This is a genomic window from Metabacillus sp. B2-18 (genome assembly GCF_021117275.1).
In the GTDB taxonomy this organism is placed as follows: domain Bacteria; phylum Bacillota; class Bacilli; order Bacillales; family Bacillaceae; genus Metabacillus.
Map to the genome: position 1 here is coordinate 157,203 of NZ_CP088246.1, position 19,257 is coordinate 176,459.

Below are 19,257 nucleotides of genomic sequence, written 5' to 3' on the forward strand. Positions count from 1 at the left end.
TAGATACCTTGACTATAATTTTAATAAGTATTAATATAAAGGTAACAGAACCCACCACGCCTCTTAACAATGCGGACCAAGGTGGGTCATTTTGTATTTAAGGGGTTATTTCTGTGAATTCTGATAACGATTATATGAAAATTAAACCACCTACTACATATAGAGAGCAAGTAGAAATTTTCCAAAAGAGAAACTTACATATAGAAAATTCAGAATTCGCTGAAAAATATTTACAAAGAGTTAATTACTACAGGTTAAGCGCATATGCAATAACATTCAAAGATCCTTTATGTAAGGAACACTATACAGAAAACTCAACGTTTGAAAAATTAACTTCGTTATATGAATTTGATCGAAGATTACGCCTTTTACTATTAGGAGTTCTAGAAACAATAGAAATATCTTTTCGCACTCATATTTCATATGAGATTGCTCATAAATTTGGTCCACTTGGGTATAAAGATAAAGAGAATTTCATTAAAGAAAAATATCATAAAGAATCCTTAGATGAATTAGAAAATCTAATAAGTAGAAGTCGCAAAGGTGAGCTCTTTATTGAGCACCATTTTAAAAAATATAATGGTAATATTCCTATATGGGCAGCTATAGAAGTTACATCATTTGGTTATATTTCTAAGCTTTATCGTAATTTAAATGAAGACTTAAAAAGGCATATAGCTAAAGTATACTATAATATCCCTTATCTATATTTAGAGAGTTGGTTACAAACACTCTCAAATGTACGAAATGTTTGTGCGCATTATGGACGACTTTATAATAAGAAGCTGACGTTTAGACCACGTTTATTTAAAGAAGATTTAAAAAGGTTTAATAATCAGAAAATATATGCTGCTATTTACATTATTCAAAGATTACTAACAAGAGAAGAGAGTCGGAGATTTATAATTGATTTAGAGGCATTAATCTTGGAGTACGATGAAAACATAGACTTCCTTCATATTGGTTTTCCTACTAATTGGAAAGAGAACTTAATACATCAAGAATGAAAAATGTACAAACTTACCATATTTTATTATGTCCCAATATAAGATATTAATAGCAAATTAACATTTTCATAAACAATGCTGAATAGACTTTATAATAACCTGATAAATCAATGGATCTTCTGGAAAGAATGAAAAATCCCTTTATCAAAGAAATTATTATAAAAAAGTCTCAACCAGCGTTAACGGGTTCCGTTTTAAGGTGCAAACAGGGAAGTACAAATACTGTATCTCCTTGAAAATTTGGTAGTAAACCACACCAATAACCACATAAGAAACCGCTGTCGTTTTGAACGACAACAGCGGTTTTTTTATGTTAAGAACCTTTTCTTTCAATAGCTATCATTAAGAAAAAGGAAACAAGGTAACAAATGAGTAATCCGTTAATTCCAAGGAATTTTGTTAGGATAATTTTAAACCAAGGAAGACGTTATTGATCAATTAACCGATTCCTTCCGTTCATCACTAAATAGTAAGGGATATAGACAGTACATTTATAGATCCAAGATTATTATAGTGTGTGTATAGTAATTTATGATTAATCTACAAACACATAAGATGTTGTTCCTTCTATTTGAGCTATTTCTACAAGATGAATAAATTTAGAAAGTGTTGTTTCTTCCATTAGTTTTGTTACTTTAACTTCCAGCAGTTCATCATAATTTAAAATTTCTGCAAATACTTCACAGCGCTTTCTTTACTGGAACACTTTAACCAATTATTGTAGCATCGATTATCTCAATAGTCATAAATGTATTCATATCGTATCGAACTTTTCATCAATGGATAGCCAAAGTTAAATCTATGGTAGGTACATTTTACGTTCTGAAAACATATCGTACATGAATATAAAGATAAAGAAAATGGATATTTACTTTATGTACTAACTTGTAAACACCCCTAAATAATTCTGCATATCCATACCTCTTCTTGATTTATTAGAAAACTAAATCCATAAGGTAAAATACTTCCGCTATACATACTAGAAGGTATCTCCTGCTAATACCTCCTTTTCTATTCTCTGATAAAATAGTGTCTGTTATAAAAAGATAGGTTCTTTTTAAGTCAATTTCATCACTTTCTTATTTCAGAATTGAGTCCGATAAAAGCTAAATATAAAACAGTCAAAGTTATAAAAAATATACATTCCCAGACAAACAAAGGATCCAAATTATAAATATTTAAATTTATTTGTTATACTTCACAATTCCTTCAAAATTCTACATTATACTTACTATTGTCCTAGTTTTAAAAGTAGGGGAAGACAACCTAGTATATGTGTCATTTAAATGCATGTTTTAGCAGTATATCTTTGAATATCGCAGCTATACATGCATTAATTGTCATACACCTTTTAGTTTATTTCACTAAATCGATAACTTTAAATATAAAGTTTACTTTGTAATCTATGAAAGGGAGTAAAAGAATACAATGATAAATAATATTAATAAAAGCCGAGTAAAAGGTAAAAATAAGGGGATTTTCTTCGTTATTGGTTTTATAGTCCTTATATTCATTCTGTTATTTTTAATACAAATGTTAAATGAAAAGGAAAAAAACACAAGCGGATTACAGCCAGGCACAAAGGCACCAGAATTTAAACTTCAATCAACTCAAGGTGACATTGCCCTAAAGGATTTTAAAGATAAAAATGTTGTTCTTTATTTTTATGAAGGAAACAATTGTCAGGCCTGTATTGATCAACTTGAAGAACTTAACAATAACCTTGATAAATTTGAAAAACTAAATGCAGTTGTAGTTGCTGCTGTTACTGACCCATTGAAATATTCGCAAGAGGTTGCAGATGAAAAAGATATAAAAATCCCAATCATGTATGACCCAAACCACCAATTAGGAGATAAGTATGGTGTTTATAATGTACCAGGAGGAATGGACATGGGCCCAGTAGATACTCATTCTGTTTTTGTTATTGATAAAGATGGGAGTGTAAAGTGGAAAGAAATATCGGTGGATGATATGTATGTTCCTCTTAAGTCGATATTAAATGAGTTGGAAAATCTATGAAATTTGGTCGTGATCCAAGAATATCCCAAATTATTATTTTATCTATATTTTCGTGGATTGGATTAAATTATTTAGAATTTAGAGTAACAACAATACAGATCATCGCAGCCATTTTAACAAGTGTTGTGTTAGAGATTTTATTTACTTATGCAAAAACAAAAAAAATAGTTGCCCCATATAGTGCAATAATTACTGGGTTAAGTACAGGGTTATTATTGCGTGCTGATTCAATTGTTCCATTTGTATTAACAATATTCGTTGCTATAACCTCAAAGCATTTTCTGAAATATAAGGGCAGTCACATATTTAACCCTTCCAACATCGGTATTGTAGTTATTTCATTTGCTTTCCCAATTACTGTCGCAACCGCGCCGCTACAATGGGGATTTTTTTGGGCACTATTATTTATAATTGCAACCGCTGGTACTTATATGGTGTATAAAGTTAAGAGGTTTTCAACAATTGTTTCTTTTCTAGGTATGTTTTTCTTAGCAGGAATTGTTCGAATGATTATTTGGGACAAAACATTTACTTCTATTTTTAATGAGTTTATGTGGGGTGGACTATTAATCTTTACATTCTTTATGATCACTGATCCAAAAACATCGCCAAAAAGTGTTAAAGGACAGATGCTTTTTGGAGTTCTTATTGCAATTCTTGGGCAAGCGATGATCCAAATGCAAATTCATGGGGCATTATTCGTAAGTCTATTTATCATTTGCTTGGCAAGAATATTATTTAAAATTTGGCAAGAAAGAATAAAAGTGAAAACAAGAGAACATTTGGCAACATAGTAAATATCCGAATAACTCTCATCCCCATTTTGAACTTTTAAGTAAGTTTTAAATGGGGTTTTTATTAGCAAGAAATAACTAGTTCTAATTTTCCTGATTAATAAAACACAATCTAGTCTGTAAAGGATACGATCGTTCCATAAAGGTAAAATAAACTTTAAGAAATGAGATATGAAGGCTGAAGAAGGGTATGTGCCATTCTTTAAATAACAGGAACATTTCATTGAAGTCATAAAGAAGGTGAAATAATGTTAAAAAGGATTTTTAAATTATTTATTATTGTTGTGGGTGGAACAATTGGGATATTTCTTATTCCGGATCTCATAACCGCTATGACAGGTGGGATAATGCCCTTATGGATGAGTTATTTAATAGGATTTATTATATTATTCTTTACGATATTTTGGTTGATTAATTCGGGTCTTAACATGATACATTGGATGGAGGAAAAACTATTAAAGGTACCCATAACGAATGTTTTATTTGGAAGCTTCGGTCTTATTTTAGGATTAGTTGTAGCATTCTTAATTACGAGTCCCTTGAAGGCAATGAGTATAGAGTTAGTTAATACAGTTTTTCCAATATCTCTTACTATTTTGTTTGGATATTTAGGATATCAAGTAGGGTCTAAGAAAAGAAATGACCTTGTAAATTTATTTTTATCTATTTCGAATCAAGGTGAAGCTAAAAATACGAAAGTAAATCTGGAAAGTGTAAAGGAACTTGAAAGTAAATTAAAAATTCTAGATACAAGTGTAATCTTAGATGGTCGAATTGAAGAAATATGCAAAACGGGTTTTTTAGAGGGGACATTATTAATCCCACAATTTGTTTTAGAAGAAGTACAACATATAGCAGATTCTTCTGATGTTATAAAAAGAAATCGTGGAAGAAGAAGTCTTGACACTTTGAATAAGATCCAAAAAGAGCCGGATATAAAAGTTGAAATTTATGAAGGTGACTTCAATGGGATACAGGAAGTAGATAAGTTTGTGGAGATTGCAAAGTTACTAAACGGTAGTGTCGTTACAAATGACACAAATTTGAACAAAATATGTAATTTACATGATGTTAAGGTTTTAAGCATCAATGACCTAGCTGAAGCTTTAAAACCAGTTGTCTTACCAGGAGAGAAAATCAATGTCCAAGTAATCAAAGACGGAAAAGATGATAAACAAGCAATTGCCTATTTAGACGATGGTACAATGATTGTGGTAGAACAAGGAAGGGATTATTTAGGTGAATATATTGATGTCTTGGTAACTAGGATTTTACAAACCTCAGCAGGAAGAATGATTTTTGCTAAACCAATAATTTAAGGGTTTCACTTTTAAACTTTTGAGTTATTCATACTTGTAATGAATTGAATGCACCCTATAAAATGGCGAGGAATTAATAATCCTTCGCCATTTTGAAGTATCGGGTTTGAAAATCTCTACTAAGAGAAAGTTTTCTTATAGATTCCATCATAATAGCACCTACGGTTTATTCCTTCTTTTTCCTTATATCTTGTTTTCGCATAATGCGAGCAAACCCTATTTGCTTTGATTTTCCATAATTAAAAAAGTAAATGCTTCACCTATCGCAACCACTAAAGCAATAATATACAGTAATTCATCCATTTTAATCTTTCCCCCCTATTCTTAAGAAATAAAATAAGGAATTATTAAAAACAATCCTGCAGCTAATACTGCCGCTAATATATTGTAGGGAGTCATTGCCTTAACGTATTTCATATGGTCTGCCTGTGCGGCGCCCGCAGACATTGCAGTCATACCGGATACGGGAGAAGTGACATCTCCAAAAGTCTCTCCTGAAAAAACAGCAGCTACAGCAAGAGGAACACTCCCTCCAGTTGTTACAGCTAAAGGGATTGCAATTGGGGCAACATTAACGCCCGTGCTCCCCAAGACGACCCTATAAAATAAGTAACAGCTCCTGAAACGATAAAAATAAGAACAGGAACCCATACTGGTGTTAGTGTTCCGCCTAAAGTTGTTCGAATAAGGTCGGTTAAACCGAGATCCTTCCACCACATGAGGAAAAAGCTTAAAGGAATTAGCATCAGGATAGGGACTAAAAGATTAAACAGTCTTGGTTTCAAAGCAGGCTTGCCTAAGCCCATATCCATATCCATTTCTTCCATCTTTCCTTTTGTGGTCACACCCATTTGGTCTTTGGCTGTACCCGCCTTATCTGTATTTCCAAGTTCTTCAGACATTTCCATAGCATGTGCAGGTTGTTTGAAGGTAGTTCCCTTTTTTGAACCTTGGGTAGATTGAATTAATTCCTGCATGCTTCCAAAATTCCAGCCTATAAACACAGATAACAAGGCAATTGTAACCGATGTAAAACTAAAAAATTGAAAGGGTAAACTGGACAAAAAGAGTTGCATAGCTGAACCTTCTATTCCAGCCGCACCCATTCCTATTCTTATTACTCCAATAATGTAGCCAATATAAGTAGTCGCAACCGGAGTAAATACAATGACTGGACTAGCAGAATTATTTAACATGTAGGCTAATCTTTGACGTGAAACTGAAAAACGATCAGCTAGCGGCTTCATGATAGAACCAGTTGCAACAACGCGAAATCCACAATCAATAAATGTGATAGGAAGCAGTAGCCATGAAGCGATTAGAGTCTTTTTTTGCCAAGGTAATGTAGTTATCCATTACCTTGACAAAGGCTTGTACACCACCCGATAGCTAAATGAGAGCAACTAAACCACTGAAGACGTATAAAAAAAGTAAAACGTCTAAGTTTCCAGGATCGGAAAGCACCCCGACAATATAATCAACTGTTTGAGAAATGGACCCAAGAAAAGACCTTGTTAAAATCAAACTCCCTACCCATAACCCGATCAACAGGGAAGGAATCACTTGTCTAGTCCAAGTAGCTAAAATAATTTCAAGAATGAATGGTACAATAGATAGCCAAAGTCCATATTCAATATAAAATCACCTCTCTTTGGGGTACCGTCATGAAAATGCGGATTTACAACGTTAAGCCCGTTTCCGAGACGGCCCCCCAATTTTAACAACGCTAAGTAAGTTTCAGTGGTCTTATAGTATCTAATGAGACCACTTTCTCTGAATTAAAATGGTATTCTCCTAATAAATTGATATGTTCCCAGCCTAAAGGTGAAATATGATGAAATAAGTCTTCATTAAAACTACCTGTCCGCTTTTGATATTCAACTGCTTTAGTTAGATGTAGAGTATTCCAGATACTGATGGCATTGATGATTATGTTCAAGGCACTGGCCCTTTGCAATTGATGCTGTATGGTTCGTTCTCTAAGCTCTCCTTGCTTTTCCGAAGAAAATAGCTCTTGCCAGTCCATTCATGGCTTCTCCTTTATTCAATCCTTTTTGTATTTTTCTTCTTAAAGATTCATCCGAAATGTAATTAAGAATAAAGATTGTTTTTTCTATACGTCCCATCTCACGTAGGGCTGTATCTAAGCTATTTTATCTTGAATAAGATCCTAATTTCCCCATAATCAAGGAGGCTGAGACTGTCCCTTCTCTTATTGAATGAGCTAACCGTAAAACATCCTCATAATTTTCTTTAATGACTTTTGTGTTTATTTGCCCACATAAAATAGCTTCTAGTTTTGGATACTCACCTGCTTTATCTATTGTAAATAATTTTGAGTCCGATAGATCTCTTATCCTTGGTGCAAATTTAAATCCTAAATAAATGGGTTAATCCGAAAATTTGGTCTGTGTAACCAGCAGTGTCTGTAAAATGTTCCTCTATGTTTAGGTCAGTATCATAATGCAATAAACTGTCCAAAACATGAATAGCATCCATTGAATTAGTATGAATGATCTTTGTGTAATAAGAAGAAAATTGATCACTCGTAAACAGATAGATGGTGGTGCCTTTTCCTTTTCCATAATGAGGGTTTGCATCTGCATGTAGTGACGAAACACTTAGCTGCTTTCTCATACCATCTGACGAAGAGGTTGTACCATCGCCCCAATAGGAAGACAATTGTAATTTGTGATGAAAATTTACTAATACGGCCTGAGCTTTATTCATTGCGTCTTCATACATGCGCCATTAAGAAACATTGGCTAGTTGCGAAATCGGTTACATACGTGTCAGTTCGACTAGCCAGAATCCTTCAAGGAAATTTCAGCAACTGAATGAAATCGGAATGGATATTTTTGAAGAAAAAGTTTCTGGAGCAACAAAGGATCGTGAACAACTTCAAAAAATGTTAGAAGATTTACAGGAAGGTGACGTTATTTTTGTTACTGACTTAACTTTGAATTACACGTAGTACATAAGATTTATATGAATTAATCGATCACATACGGAGTAAAAAGGCAAATTTAAAATCCTTAAAGGACACATGGCTCGATTTATCCGAAGAAAATCCATACAGCCAATTTTTAATTCGGTAATGGCTGGTGTTAACCAATTAGAACGAGATCTTATTCGTATGCGACAACGTGAAGGAATTGATTTGGCTAAGAAAGAAGGGAAATTTAAAGGTCGGTTAAAGAAGTATCATAAAAAGCACGCAGGAATGAATTATGCAGTTAAGCTATATAAAGAAGGAAATGTGACCGTAAATCAAATTTGTGAAATCACAAATATATCTAGAGCTTCATTATATAGAAAGCTATCGGATGAGAAAAAATCATTTCTTATTTCAATTAAGGGTAGCCAGTAATTTTAAAGGCATACATAATTTTATCATAATTCGATGTATAGTAATTTTTTCTATTCAAATAACGGGATGCGTTTCTGTAAAAGGCAGGAACGCTTTTTTACTAACTGCAGAATACATGAACAAAAAATTAGAATAACACACTTGACCGTGTACTATGGTACACGGTTTATACTTTTTATGAGGTGAAATAAATTGAGCTATCGCATTAGTGAATTTGCAGACAAATGTGGGATAAATAAAGAGACGATTAGATATTACGAAAAAAAGAGATTGTTACAAGAACCATCAAAAACGACTGCTGGTTATCGCATATATTCAGATGATGATGTGAAGCGTGTAGGCTTTATTAAACGAATGCAAGAGCTTGGTTTTTCTTTAAGTGAAATTTATAAATTATTAGGTGTTGTAGATAAAGATGAAATTCGCTGCGAAGATATGTTTGAATTTGTATCAAAAAAAGAAATGGAAGTTCAAAAGCAAATAGAGGACTTAAAACGAATTGATCGTATGTTGAAAGATTTAAAACAACGATGTCCAGATGAAAAAAGGTTACATGCGTGTCCGATAATTGAAACCTTGATTGAGGAAGAGTGAAAGGAAATTTGAGATGAAACATAAAAAGACCTTTATTGCAGGATTGATAGGTACATTTGTTGTTTTGTTATGTTGTGCTACACCTATATTAGTTATTTTATTAGGTGCTATTGGTTTAGGGGCGATAACAGGCTATTTAGATTATGTTTTGATTCCTGTTGTAGTCGTTTTTCTTGGTTTAACCCTTTATGCTTATTCTAAATATGAACACTTAAATAAAAATAGGGAGATGTAAAAAATGAAAGAAAGAGTTGTTGCAATTGCTTCAATGTTATCAGCTTTTTTAGCAAGTCTTTGTTGAATTGGCTTAGCGATTTTGATACCACTTGGTATCTAAGTGGTTTAGCTGGAACACTTGCCGTTACGTTTGCTCCATATCGAATGTTGTTTATCGTTAATAGGGTTATTATGCTTTCTATCGCTCATTTACTTTATGGGAACAAAAAAATAGTTCAAAGAAAACGAAAAAGTTGTTATGGATTAGCACATTCATTTCTGGAGCAATGCTTATCTATACATTATTCAGTCAGGGGATATAAGGGGATGATGAAATATTTAATATATCTATCTATATTATTTGGAGTGGTTTTCCTTTTGTCCGGATGTGGTAAGGCAACTATAGAGAATAGCACTACAACAAATGAAGTTCAATCGGAAAACTTAGAATCTGTTTCGTTTAAAATAGATGGATTTACTTGAGTATCTTGTGCGTTTACGGTGAGGTCCGCCGTTTCCAATTTAGAGGGTGTTCAAAATGTAGAGGTTGAAGGTTCAGGAGAAACTCAACTTACATTTGATTCAACAAAGATAAGTTTAGATGAAATTGAAAAAGGAATTAATGATTTAGGCTACGAGATAAGAAAGTAGGTAAAACTAATATAAACAGGAGGAAGAGGGAATGAATAAATATAAGATCAGTATCCAAGGAATGACATGTACGGGTTGTGAAGAACATGTAGCTGTAGCACTTGAAAATATAGGTGCTAAGAACATTGAAGCTAGTTTTCGTCGTGGTGAAGCAGTATTTGAATTACCTGATGATATTGGGGTGGAAAGCGCAAAAAAGGCAATTAATGAAGCAAAATATCAACCTGAAGAAATAGAAGAAGTACAATCTAAAGAAAAAATGGTTTTAGGTGATGAGGGAGACTATGACTTACTTATCATTGGTTCTGGTGGAGCTGCTTTTTCGGCTGCGATTAAATCAGTTGAATACGGGGCAAAAGTAGCTATGGTCGAGCGCGGGAGGGTTGGGGGAACATGTGTCAATATTGGTTGTGTGCCGTCAAAGACACTTCTTCGTGCTGGGGAAATCAATCATTTAGCAAAAGTAAATCCATTTATAGGTTTGGAAACATCTGCTGGAGAAGTGGAATTAGCACCTTTAATCAAGCAGAAAGATGAGTTAGTTAGTGAGCTTCGGAATCAAAAATATGTGGATTTAATTAGTGAATATGACTTTGATTTAATTGAAGGTGAAGCAAAATTTGTTAATGGAAATACCGTTGAAGTTAACGGGAAGAAACTTTCTGCAAAGCTTTTCTTAATTGCAACGGGTGCTTCTCCTTCTTTACCCCCGATTTCAGGACTTGAAGAAGTGGATTATCTAACAAGTACTACACTACTTGAATTAAAAAAGGTGCCTAAACGATTAACGGTTATTGGTTCAGGATATATAGGAATGGAGCTTGGGCAATTGTTTCATAATTTAGGTTCAGAAGTCACGCTTATGCAAAGAAGTGAGCGACTTTTAAAAGAATATGATCCAGAAATTTCAGAAGCAATAGAAAAAGCGTTAATTGCACAAGGTATTAACCTTGTCAAAGGGGCAACTTTTGAGCGTGTAGAACAAGGTGGAGAGATAAAAAAGGTTCATGTAACAGTAGATGGAAAGAAAAAAGTAGTGGAATCAGAGCAATTACTTGTTGCAACAGGAAGAAAACCAAATACGGATTCTTTAAATTTAATTGCAGCAGGGGTTGAAGTCGGAAAACGAAAAGAAATACTGATAAACGACTATGCTAGGACAAGTAATGAAAAGATTTATGCAGCAGGCGATGTAACATTAGGACCTCAATTTGTTTATGTAGCAGCAAATGAAGGTGGAATTGTTGCCGATAATGCGATTGGTGGGTTAAATGAAAAATTAGATTTATCCGTTGTTCCTGGAGTAACATTTACAAATCCTTCGATTGCAACGGTGGGATTAACAGAAGAACAAGCAAAAGAAAAAGGCTATGAAGTAAAAACATCTGTATTGCCTTTAGATGCTGTTCCAAGAGCGATAGTAAACCGTGGAACAACAGGTGTTTTCAAGCTTGTTGCTGACGCGAAAACATTAAAAGTGCTTGGGGTTCATATCGTATCTGAAAATGCAGGAGAGGTGATATATGCAGCGACATTAGCTGTTAAGTTTGGTTTAACCGTAGAGAATTTAAAAGACAGCCTTGCACCATATTTAACAATGGCAGAAGGATTAAAATTAGCTGCTCTTACATTTGATAAAGATGTATCGAAATTATCTTGTTGTGCAGGGTAAAGCACCTTTTGGTAGGAGCTTTACAATAAATACACTTAACTATCCTTCGTTAGCTGAATAGCCATTAAAAAAGTCGGTTCCTAATGTTAGGGAATCGACTTTTTTAATCTTAACGTTGTAAATCCGCATTTTCCTGACGGCACCACTCTTTTTTCTTACGTTTATTTATCCCTTTTCATCCGTTTCGTTATTCTCTAGCGATTTTTATATAGATACAATTTATAAACATAGTTAAACTACTATTGTATTTAAATAAATGAACTGGAGATAAATTTATTATGAAACGTATTGTGATCAAATATTTGTAACCATATTTTTGTTAGTTGGAGCTATGTCTTTATCAGTAGTAACATCAACTTCTGCAGAGGAGCCTAAAGAAACAAAGCAAATGAATTGCTGTAAAAAAATGGAAATGATGAACAAGCAAATGAAACAGATGATGGACAATCACAAAATGGTAATGAATGATATGAAGAGTTTGTTTGAAGAATTATAAAAGAGAGGTCAGTTAACGCAGGAACAAAAAGAAAAAATGATGAATATCGAGAAAATGATGAATCAAATGGAATAAAAGATGAAAAAAATGTCATCTATGAGAAACGAAGAATTAAAGTGAAAAACTAGGGGGAAAAGACATGAATGATTTTGCTATCGAAATCTATACAACTCCGACTTGCCCAGATTGTAAAGCAGCAAAAGAGTTTCTTTCTCAACATAATCTCAATTATGCTGAACATGATATTGTGGAAAATGAAGAAAACATTAAGGAACTAAACAAATTGACAGGGAAAAAAATATTGTTCCGACAATTAAGATTAATGATGAGTTTTTTATTGGATTTTCGCAAAACCGAGAGACTATTGAAACATTACTGTTATCATAGGGTGAGTTTATTATATTAAATATAATAGAAATATTCAGCACATGTTTTTTGAGTTGGTACATACTTTGCTTTATCAGGGTTTAAACTTTCAAGGTAAGAGTTTGTAAAAGGAGAGGATTTCTGAAAATGTCTAAAATCCCCTTAATTTACACTATATTTTGATATTTAGGTTTAAGAGCATATACCATATAAGTAATTCATAAATATTTTTGAGTTTTTTAACTTCTTCACAATTTCCTCAAATTCCTTGTTTATAATGAAAACTAACATGAAACAAGGAGGTGTGGAATGTGGGTTGGGAAACTTTATTATTACTGGCATGTCCTCTTATGATGTTATTCTGTATGAAAGGTATGTTTTCGGGAAATAAAGAAAAAGAAACCAAGGGAAATCAAACACAACAATCTGATTTACAATCATTACAAATTAAGATGGCAGATTTAATAGAGCAAAATCACAAACTGACACAGGAAGTAGAAAATTTAAAGAATCAAACAAGTGAGGATTCAAACATAGTTAAATTTAAACAAGCTTAAATAGACACTTTTGTAAGCGAGGGAGGAAATTCTTTCGCTTTTTTTGTAGCCATTTTTGGCATTCGTTAAATTAATTTTTTAAAATGTATTGACTCTGTTCCTAGATACAGACTTTAAAATAGATTATGAAAGGAGGGAATCTTATGGAAGTTCTATCAATTAGTAAAGTAGCAAAGCAGGCTAATATAAACCTTGAGACAGTCCGTTATTACGAGAAAAGGGGTCTTATACCTGAGCCACCAAGAACATCAGCGGGGTATAGGATATATTCTAGAGAGTACGTTGACCGAATCAAGTTTATAAAAAGAGCACAAGAGCTTGGGTTTACACTTGATGAAATATTGCAGCTGTTAAAAATTTCAGAAGGTGGACATGATGCACAGACTGTAAAAGAATTTACATCTGAAAAAATAAGTGGAATTACTGGTAAAATCAATGACTTACAACGAATAAAGGGTACATTGCAAAAGCTATCAGACGAATGCCCAGGGTCTGGTGCACCCTCAAATAAATGCCCCATTATTCAAGATTTAACCAATAACTAAAGATAAGAGTTTTTTAGAGGTCCTGACTTACGAAGTAAAACTAACCAATTTGATAATAATATAAATTAACTAACGTATGATAAGGCTATTTTAAAATTTTTAAATAAAATGGAGGAATTAATATGGCTAATGTAACAAAATCAATTTCAGTAAAAGGAATGTCTTGTAATCACTGCGTGAATTCAATCGAAGGTTCCTTAGGACAACTAAACGGTGTTCAATCGGTTAAAGTAGACCTTAAACAGGAGTTAGTTGCTGTATCGTATAACGATGAGGTAGTTAATGCACAAGATATTTATTCGGAAATTGAGGAATTAGGATACGATGTTGTGGCATAAAAGTTTTTGACCCATCTGATTCCAAGTTATAGGGGTTAATCAATGTGTAAGGTTAGTAATTTAAAAAGAATTGTTTATGAATGCTTCACTTGGCCAGTTAAACAATTCAGAATTACATATTGGTTTTCCCATTATTTTTAGAAGAATATAGCTAAAAGGAGGGATAGAATAATGAGTAGCGAAGCTAAAGTTCGTGAATCAATGGATAAACAGGTTTCATTAGGCATTACTGGTATGACGTGTGCTTCATGCGCAACTCGAATCGAGAAAAATCTATTAAAACTAGATGGAGTGAGTAAGGCAAACGTTAATCTTGCATCCGAAAAAGTTAGCGTTTCTTATAATCCCGCCCAAACATCTGTTGAGCAACTAATGGCAAGTGTGAAAAAGACCGGTTATGGGTTTCGTGAAGAAAAAACGACGTTAGCATTAACTGGTATGACGTGTGCGGCATGTGCGACTCGTATAGAAAAAGGGCTTAAAAAGGTAGATGGAGTAATTAATGCGAATGTTAACCTAGCAAATGAAAAAGCAAACATTGAATATATTCCAGGTAAAACAAATGTAGATCAGCTAATTGGCGCTGTAAAAAAAGCAGGCTATAGTGCAAAAGTCGCAGGAGATGCCAATGAAGATACAGAAAAAGAAGCACGTGAGAAAGAATATAAAACACAAAGAAATAAGTTCTTACTAGGAGCCTTTTTATCCATATGGTTCCTTCCACAAATGATTTCTGACTTGCAAGCCCAGTATGAGTTTAATGTAGGATTTCAATTTCATATTAATCCTTGGATTCAATTGTTATTAGCAACACCAGTACAATTTTATGTAGGGGGCCACTTCTATCGAGATGCTTACAATGCACTTAGAGGTGGAAGTGCCAATATGGCTACACTAGTGGCTTTAGGAACATCTGCTGCTTACTTTTACAGTTTAGTTGTTACGATAACTGGTGCAAATACTGGACTTTATTATGAAGCTGCAGCCATTATTATCACGCTAATTATTCTTGGAAAGCTTTTAGAGGTTCGTGCCAAAGGACAGACTTCCGAGGCAATTAAAAAATTAATGGGATTACAAGCAAAAACAGCTCGGGTCATCCGTGATGGTGAGGAAAAAGATATTCCAATTGAGGAAGTAGTAATGGACGATGTCATCTTCGTGAGAGCAGGAGAAAAAATACCGGTGGATGGAGAGATTATCGAAGGTAACAGTACAGTAGATGAATCGATGCTTACCGGTGAGAGTCTGCCAGTAAGCAAAAATGTTGGTGACTCCGTTATTGGAGCTACTGTTAATAAACATGGATCATTTAAATTTAAGGCAACTAAAGTAGGGAAAGATACAGCATTGGCTCAGATTATTAAACTTGTGGAAGAGGCTCAAGGTTCAAAAGCACCGATTCAGAAATTGGCTGATAAAATCTCAGGTGTTTTCGTGCCAATTGTCATTGGTATTGCCATTGTGACATTTCTAATCACTTATTTTTTAGCAGGATTTACCCCAGCTCTTTTCAGCGCGGTAGCTGTTCTAGTTATTGCATGTCCTTGTGCACTAGGTTTGGCAACACCAACAGATGTTATGGTTGGGACAGGAAGAGGTGCTGAAAGTGGAGTTCTCATAAAAGGGGCTGAGCACTTAGAGAGTGCGCACCGGATAACGACGGTTGTTTTAGATAAAACAGGTACGATTACAAAAGGTGAACCAGAAGTCACTGATATCATTACAACACAGAACTTCCAAGAAGATGAATTGCTTCGATTAGCAGGTTCAGCAGAAAGAGGTTCTGAACATCCACTCGGTGAAGCGATTGTAAACGGTGCTAAAGAAAAAGGTTTTACATTAAGTGATCCGACTGACTTTAATGCAATTCCAGGCCATGGTATTGAAGTGAAAGTGGATGACAAAAAAATCCACATTGGAAACAAAAAATTGATGCAAAAACAAACAATTGTATTTGAGTCATTAATCAATCAAATGGAAGAACTAGAAGGCCAAGGTAAAACAGCCATGTTGATGGCAGTTGACGGGGAACTTGCTGGGGTAATTGCGGTTGCAGATACGGTAAAAGAAACCTCAGCAGAAGCGATTTCACAATTAAAAGAAATGGGAATAGAAATTGCGATGATTACTGGTGACAATCGACGTACAGCAGAAGCTATTGCTAAACAAGTAGGGGTTGATCGCGTATTAGCAGAGGTACTTCCTGAAGATAAGTCTGCTGAAGTGGAGAAACTGAAGCAGGAAGGAAAAGTTGTTGCAATGGTTGGTGATGGTATCAATGATGCACCAGCTTTAGCTGAAGCAGATATTGGCATTGCGATTGGTACAGGAACAGATGTTGCTATAGAAGCAGCAGATGTAACACTCATGCGTGGAGACTTAATGGGTATTGTAGATACAATCCGTCTTTCTAAGGCAACGATGCGAAAAATAAGACAAAACCTTTTCTGGGCATTCGCATACAACGCAATTCTCATACCAGTTGCTGCAATCGGATTGCTCAACCCAGTACTTGCAGGTGCAGCGATGGCATTTAGTTCCGTATCAGTTGTTACCAATACGTTATTTTTACGGAGATGGAAGCCTGTCCGAGCAGCATAATTAATGAGATTTGAGGTTACTTAAGGGTAGCCTCTTTTAGGTGATTAACTCCATACTAATTTACATGTTAAAGGTTTTATAAATCAGCAAAGTAGCCTAGATGGGTAACTAATATCGTAAGTACCGAAAGCCATCGATTTACGGGAACTCTGGGGAATAAAAGTTGTACCTATCGTAAGAGTTAAGAAGGTTACTGCATCGAAGTTAGTCATTAAAGCTGGTAATGGATCAAATAGCATTAGGAAAATAGGATACTGACGATAAGCAGAGTCTCCTATACTATTGTAAATATTAAAACTATCAGTTAAAGATTATTTGGGTTATAGAGGGGGACTTAATTTGGATTTTAGCACTATTCTTAATATATTTTTATTTACTCTGGTTGGATGGTTTTTTTATAAACGAATCGCTCCTGTTAAAGGTTTGAAAAATTTAACACAAGAAAAAGTGTGTGAAAAAGTAAGAAATGGAAACAGCATACTCGTTGATGTTCGGGAATCTCATGAATTTAAAAATGGTTATATTCCTAAAGCTATTAATATTCCTTTATCTAAATTAAAGGAACGGTTAAATGAAGTTCTTATAGACAAAGAGCTGATCTTATACTGTCAAAGTGGGATGCGTAGCAAACAGGCAGCAAGAATTTTTCAAAGTAAAAAATACACTGATATTTCACATTTAACTGGAGGCATCTCTTCTTGGTCGGGAAAGGAAATGTATGGGAATAGGTAATTATTTTATTACTATTTAATTAGAAGTACTAAATTTAGTACTATTTGGACTTATTGAAATAGTGAATGATCAATCCATAAGGGACCTTGCAAAGGATATTGAGGAACGGTTTAATATGATGTATTGTTAAAGATATTTAGTCATCAATATTAGACTAATAAACATATTGAGAGATTACGACGATGGTGATGAGGTCACTATCGTCGCTTTTTTATTGTTCATTAATTATACCCCTTAATATTTCCTTCATTTCCGGTGTTTGCATAATTTCAATCATAACACTTTGCATTTCCGGCTCTTGCATCACGCTAATCATACTATCTTGCATTTCAGGTTCCTTCATTAGTTTAACCATTGTATCCTGCATTTCGGGTTGCTGCATCAATTCAATCATTTGATCCTGCATTTCAGGGGAACTCATCACACGGACAATCGCATCTTGCATTTCCGGTGTTGCCATCATGTCAGCTAACATGGTAGGGCTTAAGCCCCCAGAGTTCATCATATCACTGGTATTTCCCCCATTCATGCCCCCACATCCAGCAAGATAGAGTAAGACCAAAATAGTTACGACAGTAAGCTTTCCTTCTATTTTCATTTGAATTCCTCCCTTATTTAGAAGCTATTTTTATTAATTTTCCCAACTGCATATCGTTTATCATTAATCTTAACAAATTCTTGACCTTCTCCTGATAAGATCTGAAAATTGATTTTTTATATTGTTAATAAGGGAAAGAGGGGGCGCATTTTTTCATTAGAAAATTTAAGTGCCAAAGAAGAGGATAATTGCTGAATGCAATGTTATTAGTCCAAATGTAGAAATATAAAAGCTTGATTTGTTGGAATGTATTTATAATTATTTTAAATTAGAAAATTAGAACTTTTTGAAATCTTCACGGTTTCTTCAAAGTCTTTCTTTATAATTTAATTTGTAACATATAAAATTTTTATTAATGGAGGAATGGACATGGAAAACAATAATAGTGAAAAAAGTTTATAGTTTACCAAGAATAGGGGATCCAGCGCCACAGTTTGAAGCCACTACGACACAAGGGACAATTATATTAGAAGACTATAAAGAGGATCCTGGCTGATTCTATTTTCTCACCCAGCTGACTTTACACCTGTTTGTACAACAGAATTTGTTGCTTTCCAAGGCATTTATCCGCAGTTAAGAGAATTAAATACTGAATTACTTGGTTTAAGTGTGGATAGCTTACCAACACATATTGCATGGGTTCGTAATATACATGAAAAACAAAATATTAAAATTGAATTCCCCGTGATTGCTGACCTTAACAAAGACGTAGCTACTAAATACGGGATGATTCATCCAGGGGAAAGTACCACTGAAACCAATCGGGCAGTTTTTGTAATCGATGATAAGCAAGTGATCCGTGCGATCATATATTATCCATTGACAACTGGACGTAATATGGACGAGATCCTTCGATTAGTCAAAGCCCTCCAAACAACAGATGAACATAAAGTATCTACGCCAGCTGGATGGAACCCTGGTGAAAAAGTGGTTGTTCCACCACTTGCTTCACAACAGCTTGCTGAAGAAAGAGTTGCAGATAAGGATTTAGAAGTTATTGACTGTTATTTTGCAAAGAAAGAATTGGCTAGAATAAAGGAATAGGAGGTCTATTTCTATGCCATGTAGCCAAGGAGATACATCGCTGACTGTCACCGAAATCGATTATATTTTAGGCCTTTTAAAAGAAAAACCATTATCGGATGTGGAAGTTTCCGAAAATATGAGCCTCCCTTTGTTTAAGGTAAGAAGTAAATTACGTGAGTTGGTTCAATTAAAATACTTAGAAAAAAAGAACGAAAAGTATAGTATTAACAGGCTTAAATAATAAAAGCTTAGTTAATCATTGAAGAAGTTTTTTATATCAACTTCAGGCTGTCGAGGAATTCGACAGCCTGTTTTAACTATGAACAAAATGGAAGAAACGATAGGGAGGT

At 34.2% G+C, this 19,257-nt stretch carries 19 protein-coding genes and 5 pseudogenes; 20 read left to right on the forward strand and 4 right to left on the reverse strand.

Annotated features, from left to right (window positions below; translation table 11 throughout):
* Positions 1-113: 113 nt before the first annotated feature.
* The 4 genes from LPC09_RS26330 to LPC09_RS26345 all read left to right on the forward strand — a co-directional run bounded on the left by LPC09_RS26330 (position 114) and on the right by LPC09_RS26345 (position 5,142).
* Positions 114-1,007 (forward strand): Abi family protein, encoded by an 894-nt coding sequence (locus LPC09_RS26330; protein WP_098797082.1) that lies wholly within the window; start codon positions 114-116, stop codon positions 1,005-1,007.
* A 1,428-nt stretch (positions 1,008-2,435) separates the two neighbouring features.
* On the forward strand, positions 2,436-3,029 hold the full coding sequence (locus LPC09_RS26335) for a peroxiredoxin family protein (protein ID WP_098797083.1): 594 nt from the start codon (positions 2,436-2,438) through the stop codon (positions 3,027-3,029).
* Entirely contained in the window at positions 3,026-3,823 is a 798-nt protein-coding gene (locus LPC09_RS26340; RefSeq protein WP_098797084.1) for an RnfABCDGE type electron transport complex subunit D, read from the forward strand. Before LPC09_RS26335 ends, LPC09_RS26340 begins: the two co-directional genes overlap by 4 nt.
* Before the next feature lie 248 nt (positions 3,824-4,071).
* Entirely contained in the window at positions 4,072-5,142 is a 1,071-nt protein-coding gene (locus LPC09_RS26345) for a PIN/TRAM domain-containing protein (protein WP_098797085.1), read from the forward strand.
* A 324-nt stretch (positions 5,143-5,466) separates the two neighbouring features.
* Here the strand turns inward: LPC09_RS26345 and LPC09_RS26350 are convergent, their stop codons facing one another.
* The 3 genes and pseudogenes from LPC09_RS26350 to LPC09_RS26360 form a co-directional block, all read right to left on the reverse strand.
* Positions 5,467-5,733, reverse strand: a complete 267-nt coding sequence (locus LPC09_RS26350; RefSeq protein WP_176551056.1) for a Na+/H+ antiporter NhaC family protein — start codon at positions 5,731-5,733, stop codon at positions 5,467-5,469.
* On the reverse strand, positions 5,688-6,389 hold the full coding sequence (locus LPC09_RS26355; RefSeq protein WP_098797087.1) for a Na+/H+ antiporter NhaC family protein: 702 nt from the start codon (positions 6,387-6,389) through the stop codon (positions 5,688-5,690). The genes LPC09_RS26350 and LPC09_RS26355 overlap by 46 nt, the downstream gene beginning before the upstream one ends.
* A 479-nt stretch (positions 6,390-6,868) precedes the next feature.
* Positions 6,869-7,914 (reverse strand): annotated as a pseudogene (locus tag LPC09_RS26360) (transposase); the annotation flags it as partial.
* On the opposite strand from LPC09_RS26360, the pseudogene LPC09_RS26365 reads away from it, so the two are divergent.
* The 14 genes and pseudogenes from LPC09_RS26365 to LPC09_RS26430 all read left to right on the forward strand — a co-directional run.
* A pseudogene (locus LPC09_RS26365) lies at positions 7,904-8,311 on the forward strand (recombinase family protein); the annotation flags it as partial. The pseudogenes LPC09_RS26360 and LPC09_RS26365 sit on opposite strands and share 11 nt — an antisense overlap.
* Positions 8,303-8,512: a helix-turn-helix domain-containing protein gene (locus tag LPC09_RS26370; protein WP_255301606.1), complete on the forward strand. Its 210-nt coding sequence runs from the start codon at positions 8,303-8,305 to the stop codon at positions 8,510-8,512. The pseudogene LPC09_RS26365 and the gene LPC09_RS26370, both read left to right, overlap by 9 nt.
* 192 nt (positions 8,513-8,704) lie before the next feature.
* Entirely contained in the window at positions 8,705-9,106 is a 402-nt protein-coding gene (gene merR / locus LPC09_RS26375) for a mercury resistance transcriptional regulator MerR (RefSeq protein WP_098797088.1), read from the forward strand.
* 13 nt (positions 9,107-9,119) lie between these two features.
* Entirely contained in the window at positions 9,120-9,341 is a 222-nt protein-coding gene (gene merF / locus LPC09_RS26380) for a mercury resistance system transport protein MerF (protein ID WP_098797089.1), read from the forward strand.
* Positions 9,342-9,344: 3 nt separating this feature from the next.
* A pseudogene (locus LPC09_RS27460) lies at positions 9,345-9,645 on the forward strand (putative mercuric transport protein).
* A gap of 175 nt (positions 9,646-9,820) precedes the next feature.
* Positions 9,821-9,973 (forward strand): annotated as a pseudogene (locus LPC09_RS26390) (heavy-metal-associated domain-containing protein); the annotation flags it as partial.
* Between the two features lie 31 nt (positions 9,974-10,004).
* Positions 10,005-11,645 carry a mercury(II) reductase gene (gene merA, locus LPC09_RS26395; RefSeq protein ID WP_098797091.1) on the forward strand — a complete coding sequence of 547 codons (1,641 nt, stop codon included), beginning with the start codon at positions 10,005-10,007 and terminating at the stop codon, positions 11,643-11,645.
* A 331-nt stretch (positions 11,646-11,976) separates the two neighbouring features.
* On the forward strand, positions 11,977-12,141 hold the full coding sequence (locus tag LPC09_RS26400) for a hypothetical protein (protein ID WP_176551057.1): 165 nt from the start codon (positions 11,977-11,979) through the stop codon (positions 12,139-12,141).
* A gap of 139 nt (positions 12,142-12,280) precedes the next feature.
* On the forward strand, positions 12,281-12,547 hold the full coding sequence (locus tag LPC09_RS26405; protein ID WP_098797092.1) for a glutaredoxin family protein: 267 nt from the start codon (positions 12,281-12,283) through the stop codon (positions 12,545-12,547).
* Between the two features lie 271 nt (positions 12,548-12,818).
* Entirely contained in the window at positions 12,819-13,064 is a 246-nt protein-coding gene (locus LPC09_RS26410) for a DUF2933 domain-containing protein (RefSeq protein ID WP_098797093.1), read from the forward strand.
* Between the two features lie 143 nt (positions 13,065-13,207).
* Positions 13,208-13,609 (forward strand): MerR family transcriptional regulator, encoded by a 402-nt coding sequence (locus tag LPC09_RS26415; protein ID WP_098797094.1) that lies wholly within the window; start codon positions 13,208-13,210, stop codon positions 13,607-13,609.
* A gap of 122 nt (positions 13,610-13,731) precedes the next feature.
* On the forward strand, positions 13,732-13,947 hold the full coding sequence (gene copZ / locus LPC09_RS26420) for a copper chaperone CopZ (RefSeq protein ID WP_098797095.1): 216 nt from the start codon (positions 13,732-13,734) through the stop codon (positions 13,945-13,947).
* Positions 13,948-14,118: 171 nt separating this feature from the next.
* On the forward strand, positions 14,119-16,551 hold the full coding sequence (locus tag LPC09_RS26425; protein WP_231309815.1) for a heavy metal translocating P-type ATPase: 2,433 nt from the start codon (positions 14,119-14,121) through the stop codon (positions 16,549-16,551).
* Between the two features lie 339 nt (positions 16,552-16,890).
* Positions 16,891-17,283 carry a rhodanese-like domain-containing protein gene (locus tag LPC09_RS26430; protein WP_231309816.1) on the forward strand — a complete coding sequence of 131 codons (393 nt, stop codon included), beginning with the start codon at positions 16,891-16,893 and terminating at the stop codon, positions 17,281-17,283.
* Positions 17,284-17,494: 211 nt separating this feature from the next.
* Here LPC09_RS26430 and LPC09_RS26435 read toward each other — a convergent pair whose 3' ends face one another.
* The gene (locus LPC09_RS26435; protein WP_098796893.1) at positions 17,495-17,881 is read right to left on the reverse strand and encodes a GerD family protein; all 387 of its coding nucleotides are present in this window, start codon (positions 17,879-17,881) and stop codon (positions 17,495-17,497) included.
* Positions 17,882-18,236: 355 nt separating this feature from the next.
* Here LPC09_RS26435 and LPC09_RS26440 point away from each other — a divergent pair.
* Together LPC09_RS26440 and LPC09_RS26445 are read left to right on the forward strand one after the other, a co-directional pair.
* Positions 18,237-18,925: pseudogene (locus tag LPC09_RS26440) on the forward strand (peroxiredoxin).
* Positions 18,926-18,938: 13 nt separating this feature from the next.
* Positions 18,939-19,148 carry a hypothetical protein gene (locus LPC09_RS26445; protein WP_098796890.1) on the forward strand — a complete coding sequence of 70 codons (210 nt, stop codon included), beginning with the start codon at positions 18,939-18,941 and terminating at the stop codon, positions 19,146-19,148.
* The last annotated feature ends 109 nt before the right edge of the window (positions 19,149-19,257 follow it).

Excerpts from the sequence above, each read along its gene's own strand:
- LPC09_RS26345 (WP_098797085.1), top strand. The coding sequence starts at position 4,072 with ATGTTAAAAAGGATTTTTAAATTATTTATTATTGTTGTGGGTGGAACA.
- LPC09_RS26335 (WP_098797083.1), top strand. The coding sequence starts at position 2,436 with ATGATAAATAATATTAATAAAAGCCGAGTAAAAGGTAAAAATAAGGGG.
- merA (WP_098797091.1), top strand. The coding sequence starts at position 10,005 with ATGAATAAATATAAGATCAGTATCCAAGGAATGACATGTACGGGTTGT.
- LPC09_RS26425 (WP_231309815.1), top strand. The coding sequence starts at position 14,119 with ATGAGTAGCGAAGCTAAAGTTCGTGAATCAATGGATAAACAGGTTTCA.
- LPC09_RS26355 (WP_098797087.1), bottom strand. The coding sequence starts at position 6,389 with ATGAAGCCGCTAGCTGATCGTTTTTCAGTTTCACGTCAAAGATTAGCC.
- LPC09_RS26405 (WP_098797092.1), top strand. The coding sequence starts at position 12,281 with ATGAATGATTTTGCTATCGAAATCTATACAACTCCGACTTGCCCAGAT.
- LPC09_RS26445 (WP_098796890.1), top strand. The coding sequence starts at position 18,939 with ATGCCATGTAGCCAAGGAGATACATCGCTGACTGTCACCGAAATCGAT.
- merF (WP_098797089.1), top strand. The coding sequence starts at position 9,120 with ATGAAACATAAAAAGACCTTTATTGCAGGATTGATAGGTACATTTGTT.
- LPC09_RS26435 (WP_098796893.1), bottom strand. The coding sequence starts at position 17,881 with ATGAAAATAGAAGGAAAGCTTACTGTCGTAACTATTTTGGTCTTACTC.
- LPC09_RS26400 (WP_176551057.1), top strand. The coding sequence starts at position 11,977 with ATGTCTTTATCAGTAGTAACATCAACTTCTGCAGAGGAGCCTAAAGAA.
- LPC09_RS26340 (WP_098797084.1), top strand. The coding sequence starts at position 3,026 with ATGAAATTTGGTCGTGATCCAAGAATATCCCAAATTATTATTTTATCT.
- copZ (WP_098797095.1), top strand. The coding sequence starts at position 13,732 with ATGGCTAATGTAACAAAATCAATTTCAGTAAAAGGAATGTCTTGTAAT.
- LPC09_RS26415 (WP_098797094.1), top strand. The coding sequence starts at position 13,208 with ATGGAAGTTCTATCAATTAGTAAAGTAGCAAAGCAGGCTAATATAAAC.